This is a genomic window from Aquabacterium sp., from assembly GCF_041915145.1.
Lineage (GTDB): Bacteria > Pseudomonadota > Gammaproteobacteria > Burkholderiales > Burkholderiaceae_C > Aquabacterium.
The window spans coordinates 1-13,588 of record NZ_JAYSBZ010000076.1 but is presented as its reverse complement, the minus strand read 5'-3'; the positions used below and the strand labels follow the sequence as shown (position 1 = coordinate 13,588).

Annotated in this window: 12 protein-coding genes; 10 read left to right on the top strand and 2 right to left on the bottom strand. The window is 69.1% G+C overall.

All coding sequences use genetic code 11. The features are described from left to right. Positions 1-401: 401 nt before the first annotated feature. From ACE3SS_RS12780 to ACE3SS_RS12765, 4 genes are read left to right on the top strand one after another with little or no spacing between them, the layout of a single operon-like run. Entirely contained in the window at positions 402-1,148 is a 747-nt protein-coding gene (locus tag ACE3SS_RS12780; protein WP_374594509.1) for a DUF3348 family protein, read from the top strand. Beyond that, positions 1,145-3,232 (top strand): DUF802 domain-containing protein, encoded by a 2,088-nt coding sequence (locus ACE3SS_RS12775; RefSeq protein WP_374594507.1) that lies wholly within the window; start codon positions 1,145-1,147, stop codon positions 3,230-3,232. Before ACE3SS_RS12780 ends, ACE3SS_RS12775 begins: the two co-directional genes overlap by 4 nt. Beyond that, on the top strand, positions 3,232-3,906 hold the full coding sequence (locus ACE3SS_RS12770; protein WP_374594511.1) for an OmpA family protein: 675 nt from the start codon (positions 3,232-3,234) through the stop codon (positions 3,904-3,906). Before ACE3SS_RS12775 ends, ACE3SS_RS12770 begins: the two co-directional genes overlap by 1 nt. After that, on the top strand, positions 3,899-4,315 hold the full coding sequence (locus ACE3SS_RS12765) for a DUF2894 domain-containing protein (RefSeq protein ID WP_374594505.1): 417 nt from the start codon (positions 3,899-3,901) through the stop codon (positions 4,313-4,315). Before ACE3SS_RS12770 ends, ACE3SS_RS12765 begins: the two co-directional genes overlap by 8 nt. A 4-nt stretch (positions 4,316-4,319) precedes the next feature. Here ACE3SS_RS12765 and ACE3SS_RS12760 read toward each other — a convergent pair whose 3' ends face one another. Then, complete coding sequence (locus ACE3SS_RS12760) at positions 4,320-4,790, bottom strand: OsmC family protein (RefSeq protein ID WP_374594503.1); 471 nt, start codon at positions 4,788-4,790, stop codon at positions 4,320-4,322. Between the two features lie 126 nt (positions 4,791-4,916). Here ACE3SS_RS12760 and ACE3SS_RS12755 point away from each other — a divergent pair, with 126 nt between their 5' ends. Beyond that, on the top strand, positions 4,917-5,726 hold the full coding sequence (locus ACE3SS_RS12755; protein WP_374594501.1) for a sulfite exporter TauE/SafE family protein: 810 nt from the start codon (positions 4,917-4,919) through the stop codon (positions 5,724-5,726). Positions 5,727-5,736: 10 nt separating this feature from the next. On the opposite strand, the gene ACE3SS_RS12750 is transcribed toward ACE3SS_RS12755, so the two are convergent. Further along, entirely contained in the window at positions 5,737-6,126 is a 390-nt protein-coding gene (locus ACE3SS_RS12750; RefSeq protein WP_374594499.1) for an ArsR/SmtB family transcription factor, read from the bottom strand. Positions 6,127-6,267: 141 nt separating this feature from the next. Here ACE3SS_RS12750 and ACE3SS_RS12745 point away from each other — a divergent pair, with 141 nt between their 5' ends. The 5 genes from ACE3SS_RS12745 to ACE3SS_RS12725 all read left to right on the top strand — a co-directional run. Then, positions 6,268-7,422 (top strand): efflux RND transporter periplasmic adaptor subunit, encoded by a 1,155-nt coding sequence (locus ACE3SS_RS12745; RefSeq protein WP_374594497.1) that lies wholly within the window; start codon positions 6,268-6,270, stop codon positions 7,420-7,422. A 7-nt stretch (positions 7,423-7,429) separates the two neighbouring features. Then, entirely contained in the window at positions 7,430-10,726 is a 3,297-nt protein-coding gene (locus ACE3SS_RS12740; RefSeq protein ID WP_374594495.1) for an efflux RND transporter permease subunit, read from the top strand. A 36-nt stretch (positions 10,727-10,762) separates the two neighbouring features. Then, positions 10,763-10,972: a DUF2892 domain-containing protein gene (locus ACE3SS_RS12735; protein ID WP_374594493.1), complete on the top strand. Its 210-nt coding sequence runs from the start codon at positions 10,763-10,765 to the stop codon at positions 10,970-10,972. Between the two features lie 4 nt (positions 10,973-10,976). Then, positions 10,977-12,431: a TolC family protein gene (locus ACE3SS_RS12730; RefSeq protein ID WP_374594491.1), complete on the top strand. Its 1,455-nt coding sequence runs from the start codon at positions 10,977-10,979 to the stop codon at positions 12,429-12,431. Between the two features lie 67 nt (positions 12,432-12,498). After that, the coding region (locus ACE3SS_RS12725) for an NAD(P)/FAD-dependent oxidoreductase (protein WP_374594489.1) at positions 12,499-13,588 on the top strand (1,090 nt) is incomplete at its 3' end.

The window sequence follows — 13,588 nt, the reverse complement described above, 5'->3', positions numbered from 1 at the left end:
TAGGTCGTTGGGCGTGCCCGAGTGTCAAAAATTGGTGTCGTGTGGCAAAGATAAATGGCGACAACAATGCCAGGCACGCAACTGGTTCTGACCGGTGATGTTCGGCCTCAGATAGAATTGTCGCCAGAATCACCAGCTAATATAGTGGTGTTATTTGAAATCGTTGATGTGTGCAGTTATTTTGTATGCGTTAACGCATGCTATTTTTACGGCATTCGCAATGCAGAGGTCGGGAGTTCGATCCTCCTTCGGTCCACCATCAAATCAAGTACGACCTGAAGCGCCTGCGGCTTGCGCGGTGCCTTCAGCACCACCTTGCCGGAGCCGTGCAATAGGAACAGCTGGCTCGAAGAACGCAGAGCAGGTCATAGTAGACTGCGCCCCTTTTTTGCGGCACGACCTTGACTGGCAGCCTGGCGCCCGAGTCGCGCCGTCTTTCCCCCTCAGCATCACCTTTCATTCGCGCTCTGGCGGCGCTGAGTGAACCGGTTGCGCCTGTCTCGCACGAGGCTTTCGCCCAGCGGGTGAGTCAGTGGTTCGACTGGACGCGCGCCATCGACTTGGCGGCGACGCTGCGCGAGTCGCCGGCTCCTGGTGGCCCAGCGCGGAGCGCGGCCGCGACCAAGCCCTACGAGCGTGACGTGGCGCGGCTGCGAGCCGTGCTGGGCAAGGTGGTCGACGACACTTGGTCGGGCGCCGCTGGCTTCCGCACCAGACGCACCATGGCCGAGGCTCTGGCGCAAGCTGGTGAGGCCGCGTTCGACTTTGCCACCTGGCGACAGCGCTACGCGGCCTGCCAGCAAGCCATGGACGCGCAGATCGGGCCGCTGCGCCGCCGGGTGCGCGCGGCGCTGGCCGACGGCTCGCCCGCGCAGGCCAAGCTGGCCGAGCTCGACAGCTTGATGGAGCAGGTGGTGGGCGCGCAGGAGCGCAGCTTGCTGGCCGGCGTGCCCGGCATGCTGGAGCCGCGCTTCGAGCAGGCTCGTCGCTCGTCATCGACCGAGGTCGTGACGGTGGTGCCGCGCTGGCTCGAGACTTTTTATCAGGACGTGCGGGCGTTGCTGCTCGCCGAACTGGATCTTCGTTTGCAACCGCTTGAAGGCTTGCTCGCTGCGGGCCTGGGGCCGTCTACACACACATCGTCATGAATAAGGTTCTTCGCCTCGCTCCCGTCTTGGCGGGTCTCGGGGTCATCGTCTGGGTGGCGCTGGGTTATGTGGGCAACAACCCGCTGGCCTTGACCATCACGGCGCTCATCGGCGCGTTCTACCTGCTGGGCCTGCTGGAACTGCTGCGTTACCAGCAAGGCACCGGAGCGTTGGCACGGGTGCTCGACGAGCTCACCGCGCCGCCCGCCGCGCTGCGCGCCTGGCTGGAGCGTGTGCCGGCCGGTTTGCAGAACGCCGTGCGCCGTCGCGTCGAAGGCGAACCGGTGGGCCTGCCAGGCCCCGCTCTCACGCCGACGCTGGCTGGTTTGCTGGTGCTGATGGGCATGCTCGGCACGTTTTTGGGCATGGTGCTCACCTTGCGCGGCACCGGCGCGGCGCTGGAAGGCGCGGCCGATCTGGTGGCCGTGCGCAACTCGCTGGTTGCCCCGGTCAAGGGCCTGGGCCTGGCCTTCGGCACCTCGGTGGCGGGCGTGGCGGCCTCGGCGGCCCTGGGCCTGCTGTCGGCCTTGCTGCGACGCGAGCGCGCCGAGGTGAGCCAGCGGCTCGACGCGAGCATCGCCACCACTCTGCGCGGCTTCTCGGTGGCGCACCAGCGCGAAACCTCGTTGACCCTGCTGCAGCGCCAGACCGAGCTGATGCCCGCGCTGGTCGACAAGCTGCAGACGCTGATGGACCACATCGAGCGCCAGGCCGAGACGTCGCAAGCCCGCATGCTCGCCAGTCAGGACCAGTTTCAGCAACGCACCGAAGCGGTCTACGCCGGGCTGGCGGCGTCGGTGGCGCAGACCCTGCAGACCAGCCTGACCGACAGCGCCCGTCTCGCGGGCGACACCATCCGCCCGGTGGCCGAGGCCACGCTGGCCGGCATCGCCCATGAGACGGCGCAACTGCATGCGGCGCTGGCTGGCACCATGCAGACGCAGCTCGATCAGCTGTCTGGCCGCTTCGAGGCCAATGCGGCCTCGGTGACGCAGGCCTGGCAGGCGCTGATGCTGCGCCACGAGCAGGTGAGCGGCCAGACCGCCGCGCAGGTGCAGGCCTCGCACGAGCGCTTTGTCGACGCGCTCGCCCAGCGTTCGGCCGACCTGGTCGATGGCGTGGCCACCCGCCTGGACGCCACCGTGCAGCGCGTGAGCGACGGTTGGGGCGGTGCGCTGGCCGAACAGGCGCGCGTCAACGAGCAATTGGCCGGCGACACCCGGCAGGCGCTCACGGCCGCCGTGGCGGCGTTCGAGCAGCAGGCGGCCGAGTTGCTGCGCACCTTGCAGCAGGCACAGACCGAACAGCAGATTGAGTCAGCTCAGCGCGATCAGCAACGCGTGGCCGCGACCACGCAGGTAATTGAAACCATGGCCGCCTCGTTGCGCCAGGAATGGCAGCTCGCTGGCGCGCAGACGCTGGAGCAGCAGCAGCGCGTGTGCGAAATGATGGAGCGCACGGCGCGCGACGTCACCACGCAGGCCGAAGCCCAGGCTCGCGCCATGAGCGCCGAGATCGCGCGCCTGGTGGCCGCGGCTTCTGAGGCGCCGCGCGCCGCGGCCGACGTGATCGCCGAGCTGCGCCAGAAGCTGTCGGACAGCATGGCGCGCGACAACACCTTGCTCGACGAGCGAGCCCGCATGCTCGACACCCTGGGCACCTTGCTCGACGGCGTCAACCGAGCGGCCACCGAGCAGCGCGGCGCCATCGACGCCCTGGTGGCCTCGTCTGCCAGCATGCTGGAACGCGTGGGCGAGCGCTTCAACCAGCAGATCGATGCCGAGGCCGGCAAGCTGGCCGAGGTGGCGGCGCAGGTCACCGGCAGCGCGGCCGACGTGGCCAGCCTGGGCGAGGCCTTCGGCGCGGCGGTGCAGTCGTTCAGCGAGTCGAGCCAGCAGCTCGGTGCGCAGTTGCAGCGCATCGAAGGCGCGCTGAGCGCATCGATGTCGCGCAGCGACGAGCAGCTGGCCTACTACGTGGCCCAGGCTCGCGAGGTGATTGACCTGAGCATCCTGTCGCAAAAGCAGATCATTGACGACCTGCAGCGCCTGAGCCACCGCGCCGCCGCGGAGGCCGCAGCGTGATGCACGACGCCAACTTGTCCGGCGATGTGGCTGCCGACGGCGACGGGCTGGACGCGACCACGCCCGTGTGGGCGGTGTTCGGCGACCTCATGTCGGGCTTGCTCGGCGCCTTCGTGCTGATCTTGCTGGTGGCGCTGGCATCGCAGCTCGAACTGGTGACGCGGCTGCAAGACGAGATCAGGCAGCATCAGCTCGAAGAGCAGCGCCGTCAGGCGCTCGAGCGTGCCTTGGCCGCGCCCCTGGCCGCCGGCCGCGTGACGCTCGACCACGGCCGCATCGGCATCAGCGGCAGCCTGCTGTTCGCCTTTGGCTCGGCCGATCTGAACCCCGAAGGGCATCAGTTGCTCAAGAGCCTGGCCGGGCCCTTGGCGGCCTATTTGAAATCGCGCGACGAGATCCTGATGGTCAGCGGCTTCACTGACGACCGCCAGGTGCGCGGCAGCAGCAGGCAGTTTGCCGACAACTGGGAGCTCTCGGCCCAGCGCGCGCTCACCGTGACGCGCACCCTGATCGAAGAAGGCTTGCCGGCGGCCGATGTGTTCGCAGCGGCCTTTGGCGCGCAGCAACCCGTGGCGTCGAATGCCGATGCCGAAGGCCGCGCCCGCAACCGCCGTGTCGAGATGGCGCCCACTGCACGGCCCGCGCGCGGCGCGGCCTCGGCGGCCCATGGCTGACGGACCGCTCGCCGAGCTGGTGGCGCATGCCGCGCAGTTGAAATCCCGGCTCGGGATCGACCTGCGTCATGCGCCCTTATCTGGCGCGGCGGCGGCGCAGCAGGCGGCCTCGGCATCACCGACGACGCTGGACTTCTTCCGGCGCACATGGGCGCGCCTGAGCGTGGAGCAGCGGCTCACGCAGTCGCAGTCGACCTTGCCCGAGAACGCCGGCCCGCTGCATTCGCACCACCTGGTGCACCGCGCGTTGACCCTGATGCGCGAGTTGTCGCCCGAGTACCTGGAGCAGTTCATGACGCACGTCGATGCGCTGCTGTGGGTCGAGCAGGCGCAGCAAGCCGCGCGCTTGCCGCAGCCCGGCCCCCGCGCGGCCAGCGTCAAGAAAGGCGAGGGCCCGCGGCGGCCCTGAGGCCTCAGCCGGCCGTTGGGGCGTGGGCGGGCTTGACCACCACGCCGTCGGCGTCGAGCACCTCCACGCTGACCGGAATGCCTTGCCCCACGCTTTGCGTGACGGTGCAAAACGACTCGAACTGGCTGAGCACGCGGTCGAGGTGCTCCAGGCTCGCTGCCGGCACACCCAGGCGCAGGCGGGCCTGCATGCCCAGCACGCGCAGGCGCCCGTCGGCATTGCGGCCGATCTCGGCATGCACCTCGCAACTCAGCGGATCGGGGGCTTGCTTGAACTTGCGCAGCGCGAACAGCAACGAGTCCGACAGGCAATTGCCCACCGCCGCCGCCAGCAACTGCACCGGCGAGGGCCCCTGACCTTGCCCCAAGGGCGCGGGCTCGTCGGCCAGCAGGGGCGGCACGCCGCTACCGAAGTCGACGTTGAACTGGTAGTCCTGCCGCTGAGTCAGGCGGACATCGATGCTGGACGAGGCCATGGCGGCTCCTGGATGCTGAGGGCAGGGTGAAGCGTGCGAGGACACTTCATTGTCTGACAATATATAAATAAATATACTGAAAACCTCGATTGGTGCGAGGCAAAGCGCGAAACAAGGGGTGTAACGATGGCCATGGATGCGACCGGGTTGAGCGTGCTGCTGGGGGCAGGCATCGGCTTGGTCCTGTCGTGGACCGGCGCGGGCGGCGGCGTGCTGGCCATGCCCTTGCTCGTCTTCGCGCTGGGCCTCAGTGCGCAACAGGCCGGGCCGATCGGGTTGACGGCTGTCGGCGTGGCGTCGGCCGTGGGCGCCGGGCTCGGCTTGCGCGAAGGCATCGTGCGCTATCGGGCGGCGGCGCTGATCGGCGGCCTGGGCATGTTGGTGGCGCCGGTCGGCGTGGCGGTGGCGCAGCTGCTGCCGAGTCGGCCCTTGCTGGCGGCCTTTGCCTTGGTGCTGGTGTGGGTGGCGCGGCGCATGCTGTGGCCGCTGGACCCCGCCGAGGCCGAAGGCCGCGAGGCCACGCCCTGCCAGGTGAATCAACTACATGGCCGGCTGACGTGGACGTCGAGCTGCGCGCGGGCGTTGGCGCTCACCGGTGTCGCCTCGGGTTTTCTGAGCGGCCTGCTGGGCGTGGGTGGCGGCTTCGTCATCGTGCCGGCGTTGCTCAAGCACAGCGACCTGGACATCCGCAGCGTGCAGGCCACGTCGCTGGCGGTGATTGCGTTGGTGGCGGCCAGCAGCCTGGGCGCGGCGGCCTGGCATGGCGGCTTGAATGGCTCGATTGCCGGCCCGTTCACGCTGGGCGCGACGGTCGCCTTGCTGGCGGGGCGCCTCGTAGCGGCGCGCATGCCGGCCCTGCATTTGCAGCGCGCCTTTGCCGTGACCTGTCTGGCCGTGGCGGCCGTGCTGCTGGCGCGTGCGGCAGGGTGGTTGTGAGCGGCGCCAGTCAGGCGCTGCGCTTGCGGGCGGCGGTCTTGGCTGCGGGGCGTTTGGCGCCGCGGCTTGCATCGGGCACCAGCGACAAACCGCGCACCTGATCGAGCAGCCGGTCGGCGATCTGCCCGCACACCAGGTCGCACAGATCGTAGGTGCGTGAGTCGGCGAAGCGGTAGTACACGCTGGTGCCGCGCGCTTCGCGCTCGACCAAGCCCACCTTGGCCAGCAAGGCCAGGTGCTTGGACACATTCGCTTGACTGCAGGCCAGCTCGGACGTCAACTCACCCACGTTGCGCGGGCCCTCGCGCAGGGTCTGGAGGATCTTCAACCGTTGCGGTTCGGCCAAGGCCCGGAAGTAGTCCGCCACGTGCTCCAGGGCACGGTCATCCGTCAATTCCATGGGGTACCTCACATACTGGCTTGAAGTATATCCAGTTCGATACTTGAATGTATAGCCAAATGGCTATATAGTGTTTGCAAGTTCAATCGATCACGCCATCTGCCGATGCCTCCTGCATGGGCAGACATCAGGACGAAAGCCATGAAGCTGCCTACGCCAACCTTGCAATTTGCTCCCGCGTCGAATGCGCGCCGGCCTGCCGCGAAGGCGGTGCTGGCCTGGGAGTGGACCTGGCTGAGTGCCTGGCTGGTGGGGGCGGGGTTGGCCTTGGCGGCGGCCGGGCTGCGTGCCGAGCCGGCGCGCACGTCGGCTGCCGCGCCGCTGCAGGTGGCCACGGTGCAATCCAGCGCCTCCTTGAACCGCTACACGGCCGAAGGCGCCGTCGAGGCCGTGCGCGACAGCCGCATCGCCGCGCAGGTGGCCGGGCGCATCACCGAGGTGCTGGTCAAGGCCGGGGACGCGGTCAAGGCGGGGCAGGTGTTGTTGCGCATCGACCCCAGCGTGGCCAGCGAGCAGGTGTCGGCCAGCCGCGCCCAGCTCGCGCAGGCGCAGGCCATGCTTGCGTCGGCTCGGTCTGACTTCGAGCGCGCCCAGCGCCTGCACGCCAAGCAATACGTGAGCGATGCGGCCTTCGAGCACGCCCAGACCCAATACACCGCCGCGCAGGCGCAGGCGCAGGCGCTGAGGGCACAAGCGCAGGCCACCGGCGCGCAGGCCGACTTCTACACCTTGCGGGCGCCGTATGCCGGCTGGGTGTCGCGGGTGGAGGTGTCCGCTGGCGACCTGGCCACACCGGGCCGCCCGCTGCTCGCCGTCTACGACCCCTCGGCTTTGAGGGTGACCGCCACGGTGCCCGAGTCGATGCTGTCGCGGCTGGACCGCAAGGGCGCTGCGGCGGTGCAGATAGCCGGGCTCAGCGTTGACCTCAAGGTCGGCCCCCTCGAAGTCCTGCCCGCGCTCGATGCCGCCACCCACACGGCTGTGGTGCGCGTGGCCTTGACCGCGAGCACGGGTGCTGCCTCCTCGGGCAGCTTGCAACCCGGTCAATTCGCTCGCCTGCAACTGCCGCTGCTCGGCGCAGCATCGGCCGCGAAGCAAGCCGGTGCCTACGTGCCGCGTGCGGCGGTGGTGCAGCGCGGCGAGTTGTCGGCCGTCTACGTGGTGGACGATCAAGGCCGACCCGCGTTGCGCCAGGTGCGCCTGGGCCGCGAGCAGGGTGATCTGGTCGAAGTGCTGGCCGGTCTGAGCGCGGGTGAGCACGTGGCGCTGGACCCGGTGGCCGCCGCACGCCGTTGAGGAGCCGATGGTGAACGCACCGCAACACGCATCCTCCGAGTCCGCAGCCCGCATGGGCGTGGCCGGCCGCATCGCGGCTTACTTTCTCACGGCGAGCATCACGCCGCTGCTGGCCCTGGTGGCATTGCTGCTTGGCCTGTTCGCCGTGCTCGTCACGCCGCGCGAAGAAGAGCCGCAGATCGACGTGACGATGGCCAACGTGATCGTGCCCTTCCCGGGGGCCTCGGCCAAGCAGGTCGAACAGGCCGTCACCGTGCCAGCCGAGCAGGTGTTCTCGCGCATGGCGGGGGTGGACCATGTGATGTCGGTGTCGCGACCCGGCGTGGCGATGGTCACGGTGCAGTTCAAGGTGGGCGTGTCGCGCACCGAGGCGGTCGTGCGCCTGCACGACACCGTGGCCGCGCACCGCGACTGGCTGCCAGCCAACCTGGGCGTCGGCGAGCCCATCGTCAAGCCCAAGGGCATCGACGACGTGCCCGTGGTGGCCTTGACGCTGCACGGCCGCCCGGGTGCGGCGGACGCGGCGCCGGCCTTCGACCTGGAGCGCGTGGCCCATGCCTTGGAGGCCGACCTCAAGCGGGTGCCCGGATCGCGCGACGTGAGCACCATCGGCGGCCCCGGCCGCGCCATCAACATCGTGCTCGACCCCGACCGCCTGCGCGCCGCCGGCGTGGCGGTGGCCGATCTGCGCGGCACCATCCAATCGGCCAATATGGGCTTGCCGGTGGGCGACGCGATCGCGGCCAACCAGGCCGTGGCCATCGAGGCCGGCCCCTTCCTGGAAGGCGCCGACGCGGTGGGCGACCTCGTGGTGGCCACGCGCAACGGCCAGCCGGTTGCCCTGCGCGACGTGGCCACCGTGACCGACGGCCCGCTGCCGCCGCAGCGCTACGTGTGGTTCGGCCAGCGCGCCGCCTCGGGCGTACCGCAAGAAGCACCCGCCGTCACGCTAGCCATCACCAAGAAGCCCGGCGCCAACGCCGTGGACGTGGCCGCTGCGCTGCTGGAGCGCGTCGATCAATTGAAGAACACCGTGATCCCGGCCGACGTGCAGGTGAGCGTCACGCGCAACTACGGCGAGACGGCCAACGACAAGGCCAAGAAGCTGATCCAGAAGCTGCTGTTCGCCACCGCCTCGGTGGTGGCGCTGGTGTTCATCGCGCTGGGCCGGCGCGAGGCCGCCATCGTCGGCATCGCGGTGGCGCTCACGCTCACCGCCACGCTGTTCGCCTCGTGGGCCTGGGGCTTCACGCTCAACCGCGTGTCGCTGTTCGCGCTGATCTTCTCGATCGGCATCCTGGTGGACGACGCGATCGTGGTGGTCGAGAACATCCACCGCCACATGCAGCTCAAGCCCGGCGCGCGGCTGGCCGAGATCATCCCGGCTGCGGTCGACGAGGTGGGCGGCCCCACCATCCTGGCCACTCTCACCGTGATCGCCGCGCTGCTGCCCATGGCCTTCGTGAGCGGCCTGATGGGCCCCTACATGAGCCCGATCCCGATCAATGCCTCGATGGGCATGTTGATCTCGCTGGCCATCGCCTTCGTGCTGACGCCGTGGCTGTCGAACCGCTGGCTGAAGCACGCCAGCCACGCCGCGCCGAGCGACGCGGCGGCGGCCGACCCCCACGCGCTGCACGGCCTCTCGGCCAAGCTGCTGCCTGTGTTCACGCGCTTGTTCTCGCCCTTCCTCGACCCGCAGCGCGGCCACGCCAACCGCCTCAAGCTGTGGGGCGGCGTGCTGGCGTTGATCGTGGTGTCGATGGCCTTGCCGGCTGCGCGTCTGGTGGTGCTGAAGATGCTGCCTTTCGACAACAAGTCGGAATTTCAAGTGGTGCTCGACATGCCCGCCGGCACGCCGGTGGAACGCACCGCCACGGTGTTGCACGCCATGAGCGACTACCTGGCCAGCGTGCCCGAGGTCACCGACTGGCAGGCCTATGCCGGCACCGCCGCGCCGATCAACTTCAACGGCCTGGTGCGGCAATACGACCTGCGCAGCGGCGGCGAACGTGGCGACATCCAGGTCAACCTGGTCGACAAGCACCACCGCAGCGAGCAAAGCCACGCCATCGCGCTGCGGGTGCGCCCGGCCCTGCACCAGATCGCGCAGCGCTTCGGCGGCCGCGTGAAGGTGGTCGAGGTGCCGCCCGGCCCGCCGGTGCTCTCGCCCATCGTGGCCGAGATCTACGGCCCCAGCGAAGCCGACCGCCTCGCCGCCGCGCGTGCCGTGCGCCAGGTGTTCGACACGCAAGCCGGCATCGTCGATGTGGACTCGTCCGACATCGCCACGGCCCCCAAGACCCTGCTCACCGTGGACCGCCGCAAGGCCGCGCTGCTGGGCGTGCCGCAAGCGGCCATCGTGGCCACGCTGCGCGCCGGCCTGGCGGGCGAAGACGTGAGCTATCTGCACGACGCGAGCAAGTACCCCGTGCCGCTGCATCTGCGCCTGCCGGTGGCCGCGCAAGGCAGCACCGACGAGCTGCTCAAGCTCGCCGTGCGCTCGGGCTCGGGCGCCCTGGTGCCCATCGGCGAGCTGGTGCGCGAGGAGCCCGCCAGCGTCGAACAGCCGCTGTGGCACAAAGACCTGCTGCCCGTGAACCTGGTGTTCGCCGACATGGCCGGCGCGCCCGATGCCCACGGCCAGGTGCACGGCCTAGACAGCCCGCTCTACGGCATGTTCGAGATGCGCTCGAAGATCGGCCAGATCGCCGTGCCCGGTGGCGCCATCGAAGAGCATTTCATCGCCCAGCCCGCCGACCCGTATCGGGCCGTGAGCCTCAAGTGGGACGGCGAGTGGCAGATCACCTACGAGACCTTCCGCGACATGGGCGCGGCCTACGCCGTGGGCCTGATCCTGATCTACCTGCTGGTGGTGGCGCAGTTCGGCTCGTACAGCACGCCGCTGGTGATCATGGCGCCGATCCCGCTGACCATCATCGGCGTGATGCCGGGGCATGCCTTGCTGGGCGCGCAGTTCACGGCCACGTCCATGATCGGCATGATCGCGCTGGCCGGCATCATCGTGCGCAACTCCATCTTGCTGGTGGACTTCATCGAGCTGCAGGTGCAGCAGGGCGTGGCCTTCGGCGAGGCGGTGATCCGCTCGGCCGCCACGCGGGCCCAGCCGATTGCGCTCACGGCGCTGGCCGCGATGCTCGGCGCCTTCTTCATCCTCGACGACCCGATCTTCAACGGGCTCGCCATCTCGCTGATCTTCGGCATCCTGGTGTCCACCGTGCTCACGCTGGTGGTGATCCCGCTGCTGTACTTCCGCACCTACCGCCATCGCCATGGCGCGTGATCTCAACCCGCTCTCAATTTCATGAGGAGAACGCAAATGACTTCCTGGCAAATGACCCGCGTGATCGCCGGCACCTTCGTGCTCTTGTCTCTCGCCCTCGGCGTGCAAGGCAGCCCGCTCTTTCACAACAGCAACTGGCTGTGGTTCACCGCCTTCGTGGGCGCCAACCTGCTGCAAAGCGGGCTGACCAAGTGGTGCCTGATGGAGCGCATCCTGCGCGGGCTGGGGTTGCGCTCGGCTGATTGACGCCATGCACATCGTCTGCCCCCAATGCGGTGCCACCAACCGCGTGCCCGATGCATCGTCCTGGGTTCGCCGCACGCTGCTGGCAGTTGCGCTGCTGGGGGCGGGTTCAGCCTGGGCCGACCCGCCCGCCGCGCCGATCGACCTGATCGCGGGCTGGCAAGCCGCTGCCGAGCACGACCCGCAATACGCCGCGGCGCTGGCCGAGGTGCATGCCGGTCAAGCCAAGGCCCGGCAGGGCGATGCCTTGTGGCGCCCCAACGTGGCCCTGACGCTCAACGGCGGCTGGGCCGAGCAGCGCAGCGACACCAGCGGCGCGGGCTTCAGCGCGCCCGGCTTCGGGCGCTCGACCGACGTGGCCTTCAACACCCGGATCGACAGCGGCACCGCGCAAGGTTGGGCGCTGACGCTTCAACAACCGCTCTACAACAGTGCGCGCTCGGCAGGTGCCGAGCAACTGCATCTGCAGGCCTCGCTGGCCGACGAACAACTGCGTGCGGCCCAGCAAGCCTTGATGCTGCGCGTGGCCCAGGCGCACTTTGCGGTGCTGTCGGCGCGTGAAGGCGTGAAGGCCTCGCAGGCCGAGCAAGCCGCCGCCGTGCGGGCCCTGGGTGAGGCGAAAGAACGTTTTGCCGCTGGCGCCGTGCCGGTGACCGAGGTGGACGATGCCCAGGCCCGCCACGACGCCGTTGCCGCGCAAGGGCTGGCCGCGCAAGACGCCTTGCTGCAAGCCCAGGCCGACTACACCGCCCTGACCGGCTTGCCCGCGGGCCCGCTCGCCGATCTGCCCGATCAGGCGGCCGTGAGCGCCGACCCCGGCGCGCTCGCCGATTGGCAGGCGCGGGCGCGCCAGCAGAGTCCGCAACTGGCTCAGGCCTTGATCGGCACGCAGGCCGCGCAAGCCGAAGTACGCCGGCACGCCGCCAGCAGCGGGGTCAGTCTCGATCTGCTGGCCCGCGCGGGCGGCGACCGCATCAGCGGCGATGGGCCGTATGCCACATCCGGTTCGGCCAGCTACCGCAGCGGCGCGCGCTGGGTGGGCCTGCAACTCACGGTGCCGCTCTACACCGGCGGCCTGCGCTCGGCGCAAGAAGACGAGGCCGCCGCGCAGCTCGAGCGCTCACGCGCCCAGGCGCGCACCGCCGAGACCGAGCTCGACCGCCTCACGCGCGCGGCCTGGTTGGCCGTCAATACCGGCTCGGCGCAGGTGCGCGCCTACGAGCAGGCGCGCGCCTCGGCCGCCAAGCGGCTGGACGCCACGCGCACCGGCCTGGACGCCGGCGACCGCACCATGCAGAACGTGCTCGATGCCGAGCGCGACCTGCACGCCACCGAACTGGCCTGGCAACAGGCGCGGCTGAATGTGTTGCTGGGCCGCCTGAATCTGGCGGCGGCCGCCGGGCAGCTGGACGAATCCACCTTGAAACGGGTCAACGAGGCCTTCTCGATGAGCAAGCCTTGAGACGCGCCGCGATGCCCGCCCCGGGGTGTCGTGGTGGTGTGTGGTGTCGGGGCCGAGGAGATGAACCATGAAACGCATCGTCGTATTGGGAGCCGGCACCGGCGGCATGCCGGCGGCCTATGAACTGCGCGCGAAGTTGGGGGCCGATCACCAGATCACGGTGGTCAATGCCAGCCCGATCTTCCAGTTCGTGCCCTCCAACCCCTGGGTGGCTGTCGGCTGGCGCAAGCGCGAAGACACCACCTTCGAGATCCGGCCCTATCTCGAGCGCAAGGGCATCCAGTTCGTGGCGCAGCCGGTGCAGACTCTCGACGCGCCGGGCAACAAGCTGGTGTTCGCCAACGGCGACGAGCTGCCCTACGACTACCTCGTGATCACCACCGGCCCCAAGCTGGCGTTCAACGAGGTCGAGGGCGCCGGCCCCGCCGGCCACACGCATTCGATCTGCACCATCGACCACGCCGAAAGCACCTGGGCGGCGTACCAGCGCTTCATCGACGAGCCGGGCCCGGTCGTCATCGGGGCCATGCCCGGGGCGAGCTGCTTCGGACCGGCGTATGAGTTCAGCTTCATCGTCAACACCGACCTGCGCCGTCGCAAGATCCGCAACAAGGTGCCGATGACCTTCGTGACCAGCGAGCCCTACGTGGGCCACATGGGCCTGGGCGGCGTGGGCGACTCGAAGGGCATGCTCGAGTCCGAGCTGCGCAACAACGACATCAAGTGGATCACCAACGCCAAGGTCACCAAGGTCGAAGACGGCGTGATGCACGTCACCCAGCTCGACGACCATGGGCAGGTGCTCAAGGAGCACCAGTTGCCGTTCAAGTTCTCGATGATGATCCCGGCCTTCAGGGGTGTCGACCCGGTGGCCGGCGTCGAGGGCCTGTGCAACCCGCGCGGCTTCGTGCTGGTGGACGAGCATCAGCGCAGCCCCAAGTACCCCAACATCTACTCGGCCGGCGTGTGCATTGCCATCCCGCCCGTCGAGACCACGCCGGTGCCCACCGGGGCCCCGAAGACGGGCTACATGATCGAGACCATGGTGTCGGCCATCGTCGAGAACATCGCGTCCGAGCTGGCCGGCCAGGCCCCTCGCGCCAAGGGCTCGTGGAATGCAATCTGCCTGGCCGACATGGGCGACACCGGCGCGGCCT

Bases quoted from the DNA above. Each gene is read 5' to 3' on its own strand.
- ACE3SS_RS12755 (WP_374594501.1), top strand. From the start codon at position 4,917: ATGGCCATGGATGCGACCGGGTTGAGCGTGCTGCTGGGGGCAGGCATC.
- ACE3SS_RS12730 (WP_374594491.1), top strand. From the start codon at position 10,977: ATGCACATCGTCTGCCCCCAATGCGGTGCCACCAACCGCGTGCCCGAT.
- ACE3SS_RS12770 (WP_374594511.1), top strand. From the start codon at position 3,232: ATGCACGACGCCAACTTGTCCGGCGATGTGGCTGCCGACGGCGACGGG.
- ACE3SS_RS12765 (WP_374594505.1), top strand. From the start codon at position 3,899: ATGGCTGACGGACCGCTCGCCGAGCTGGTGGCGCATGCCGCGCAGTTG.
- ACE3SS_RS12775 (WP_374594507.1), top strand. From the start codon at position 1,145: ATGAATAAGGTTCTTCGCCTCGCTCCCGTCTTGGCGGGTCTCGGGGTC.
- ACE3SS_RS12735 (WP_374594493.1), top strand. From the start codon at position 10,763: ATGACTTCCTGGCAAATGACCCGCGTGATCGCCGGCACCTTCGTGCTC.
- ACE3SS_RS12745 (WP_374594497.1), top strand. From the start codon at position 6,268: ATGAAGCTGCCTACGCCAACCTTGCAATTTGCTCCCGCGTCGAATGCG.
- ACE3SS_RS12750 (WP_374594499.1), bottom strand. From the start codon at position 6,126: ATGGAATTGACGGATGACCGTGCCCTGGAGCACGTGGCGGACTACTTC.
- ACE3SS_RS12760 (WP_374594503.1), bottom strand. From the start codon at position 4,790: ATGGCCTCGTCCAGCATCGATGTCCGCCTGACTCAGCGGCAGGACTAC.
- ACE3SS_RS12740 (WP_374594495.1), top strand. From the start codon at position 7,430: ATGGTGAACGCACCGCAACACGCATCCTCCGAGTCCGCAGCCCGCATG.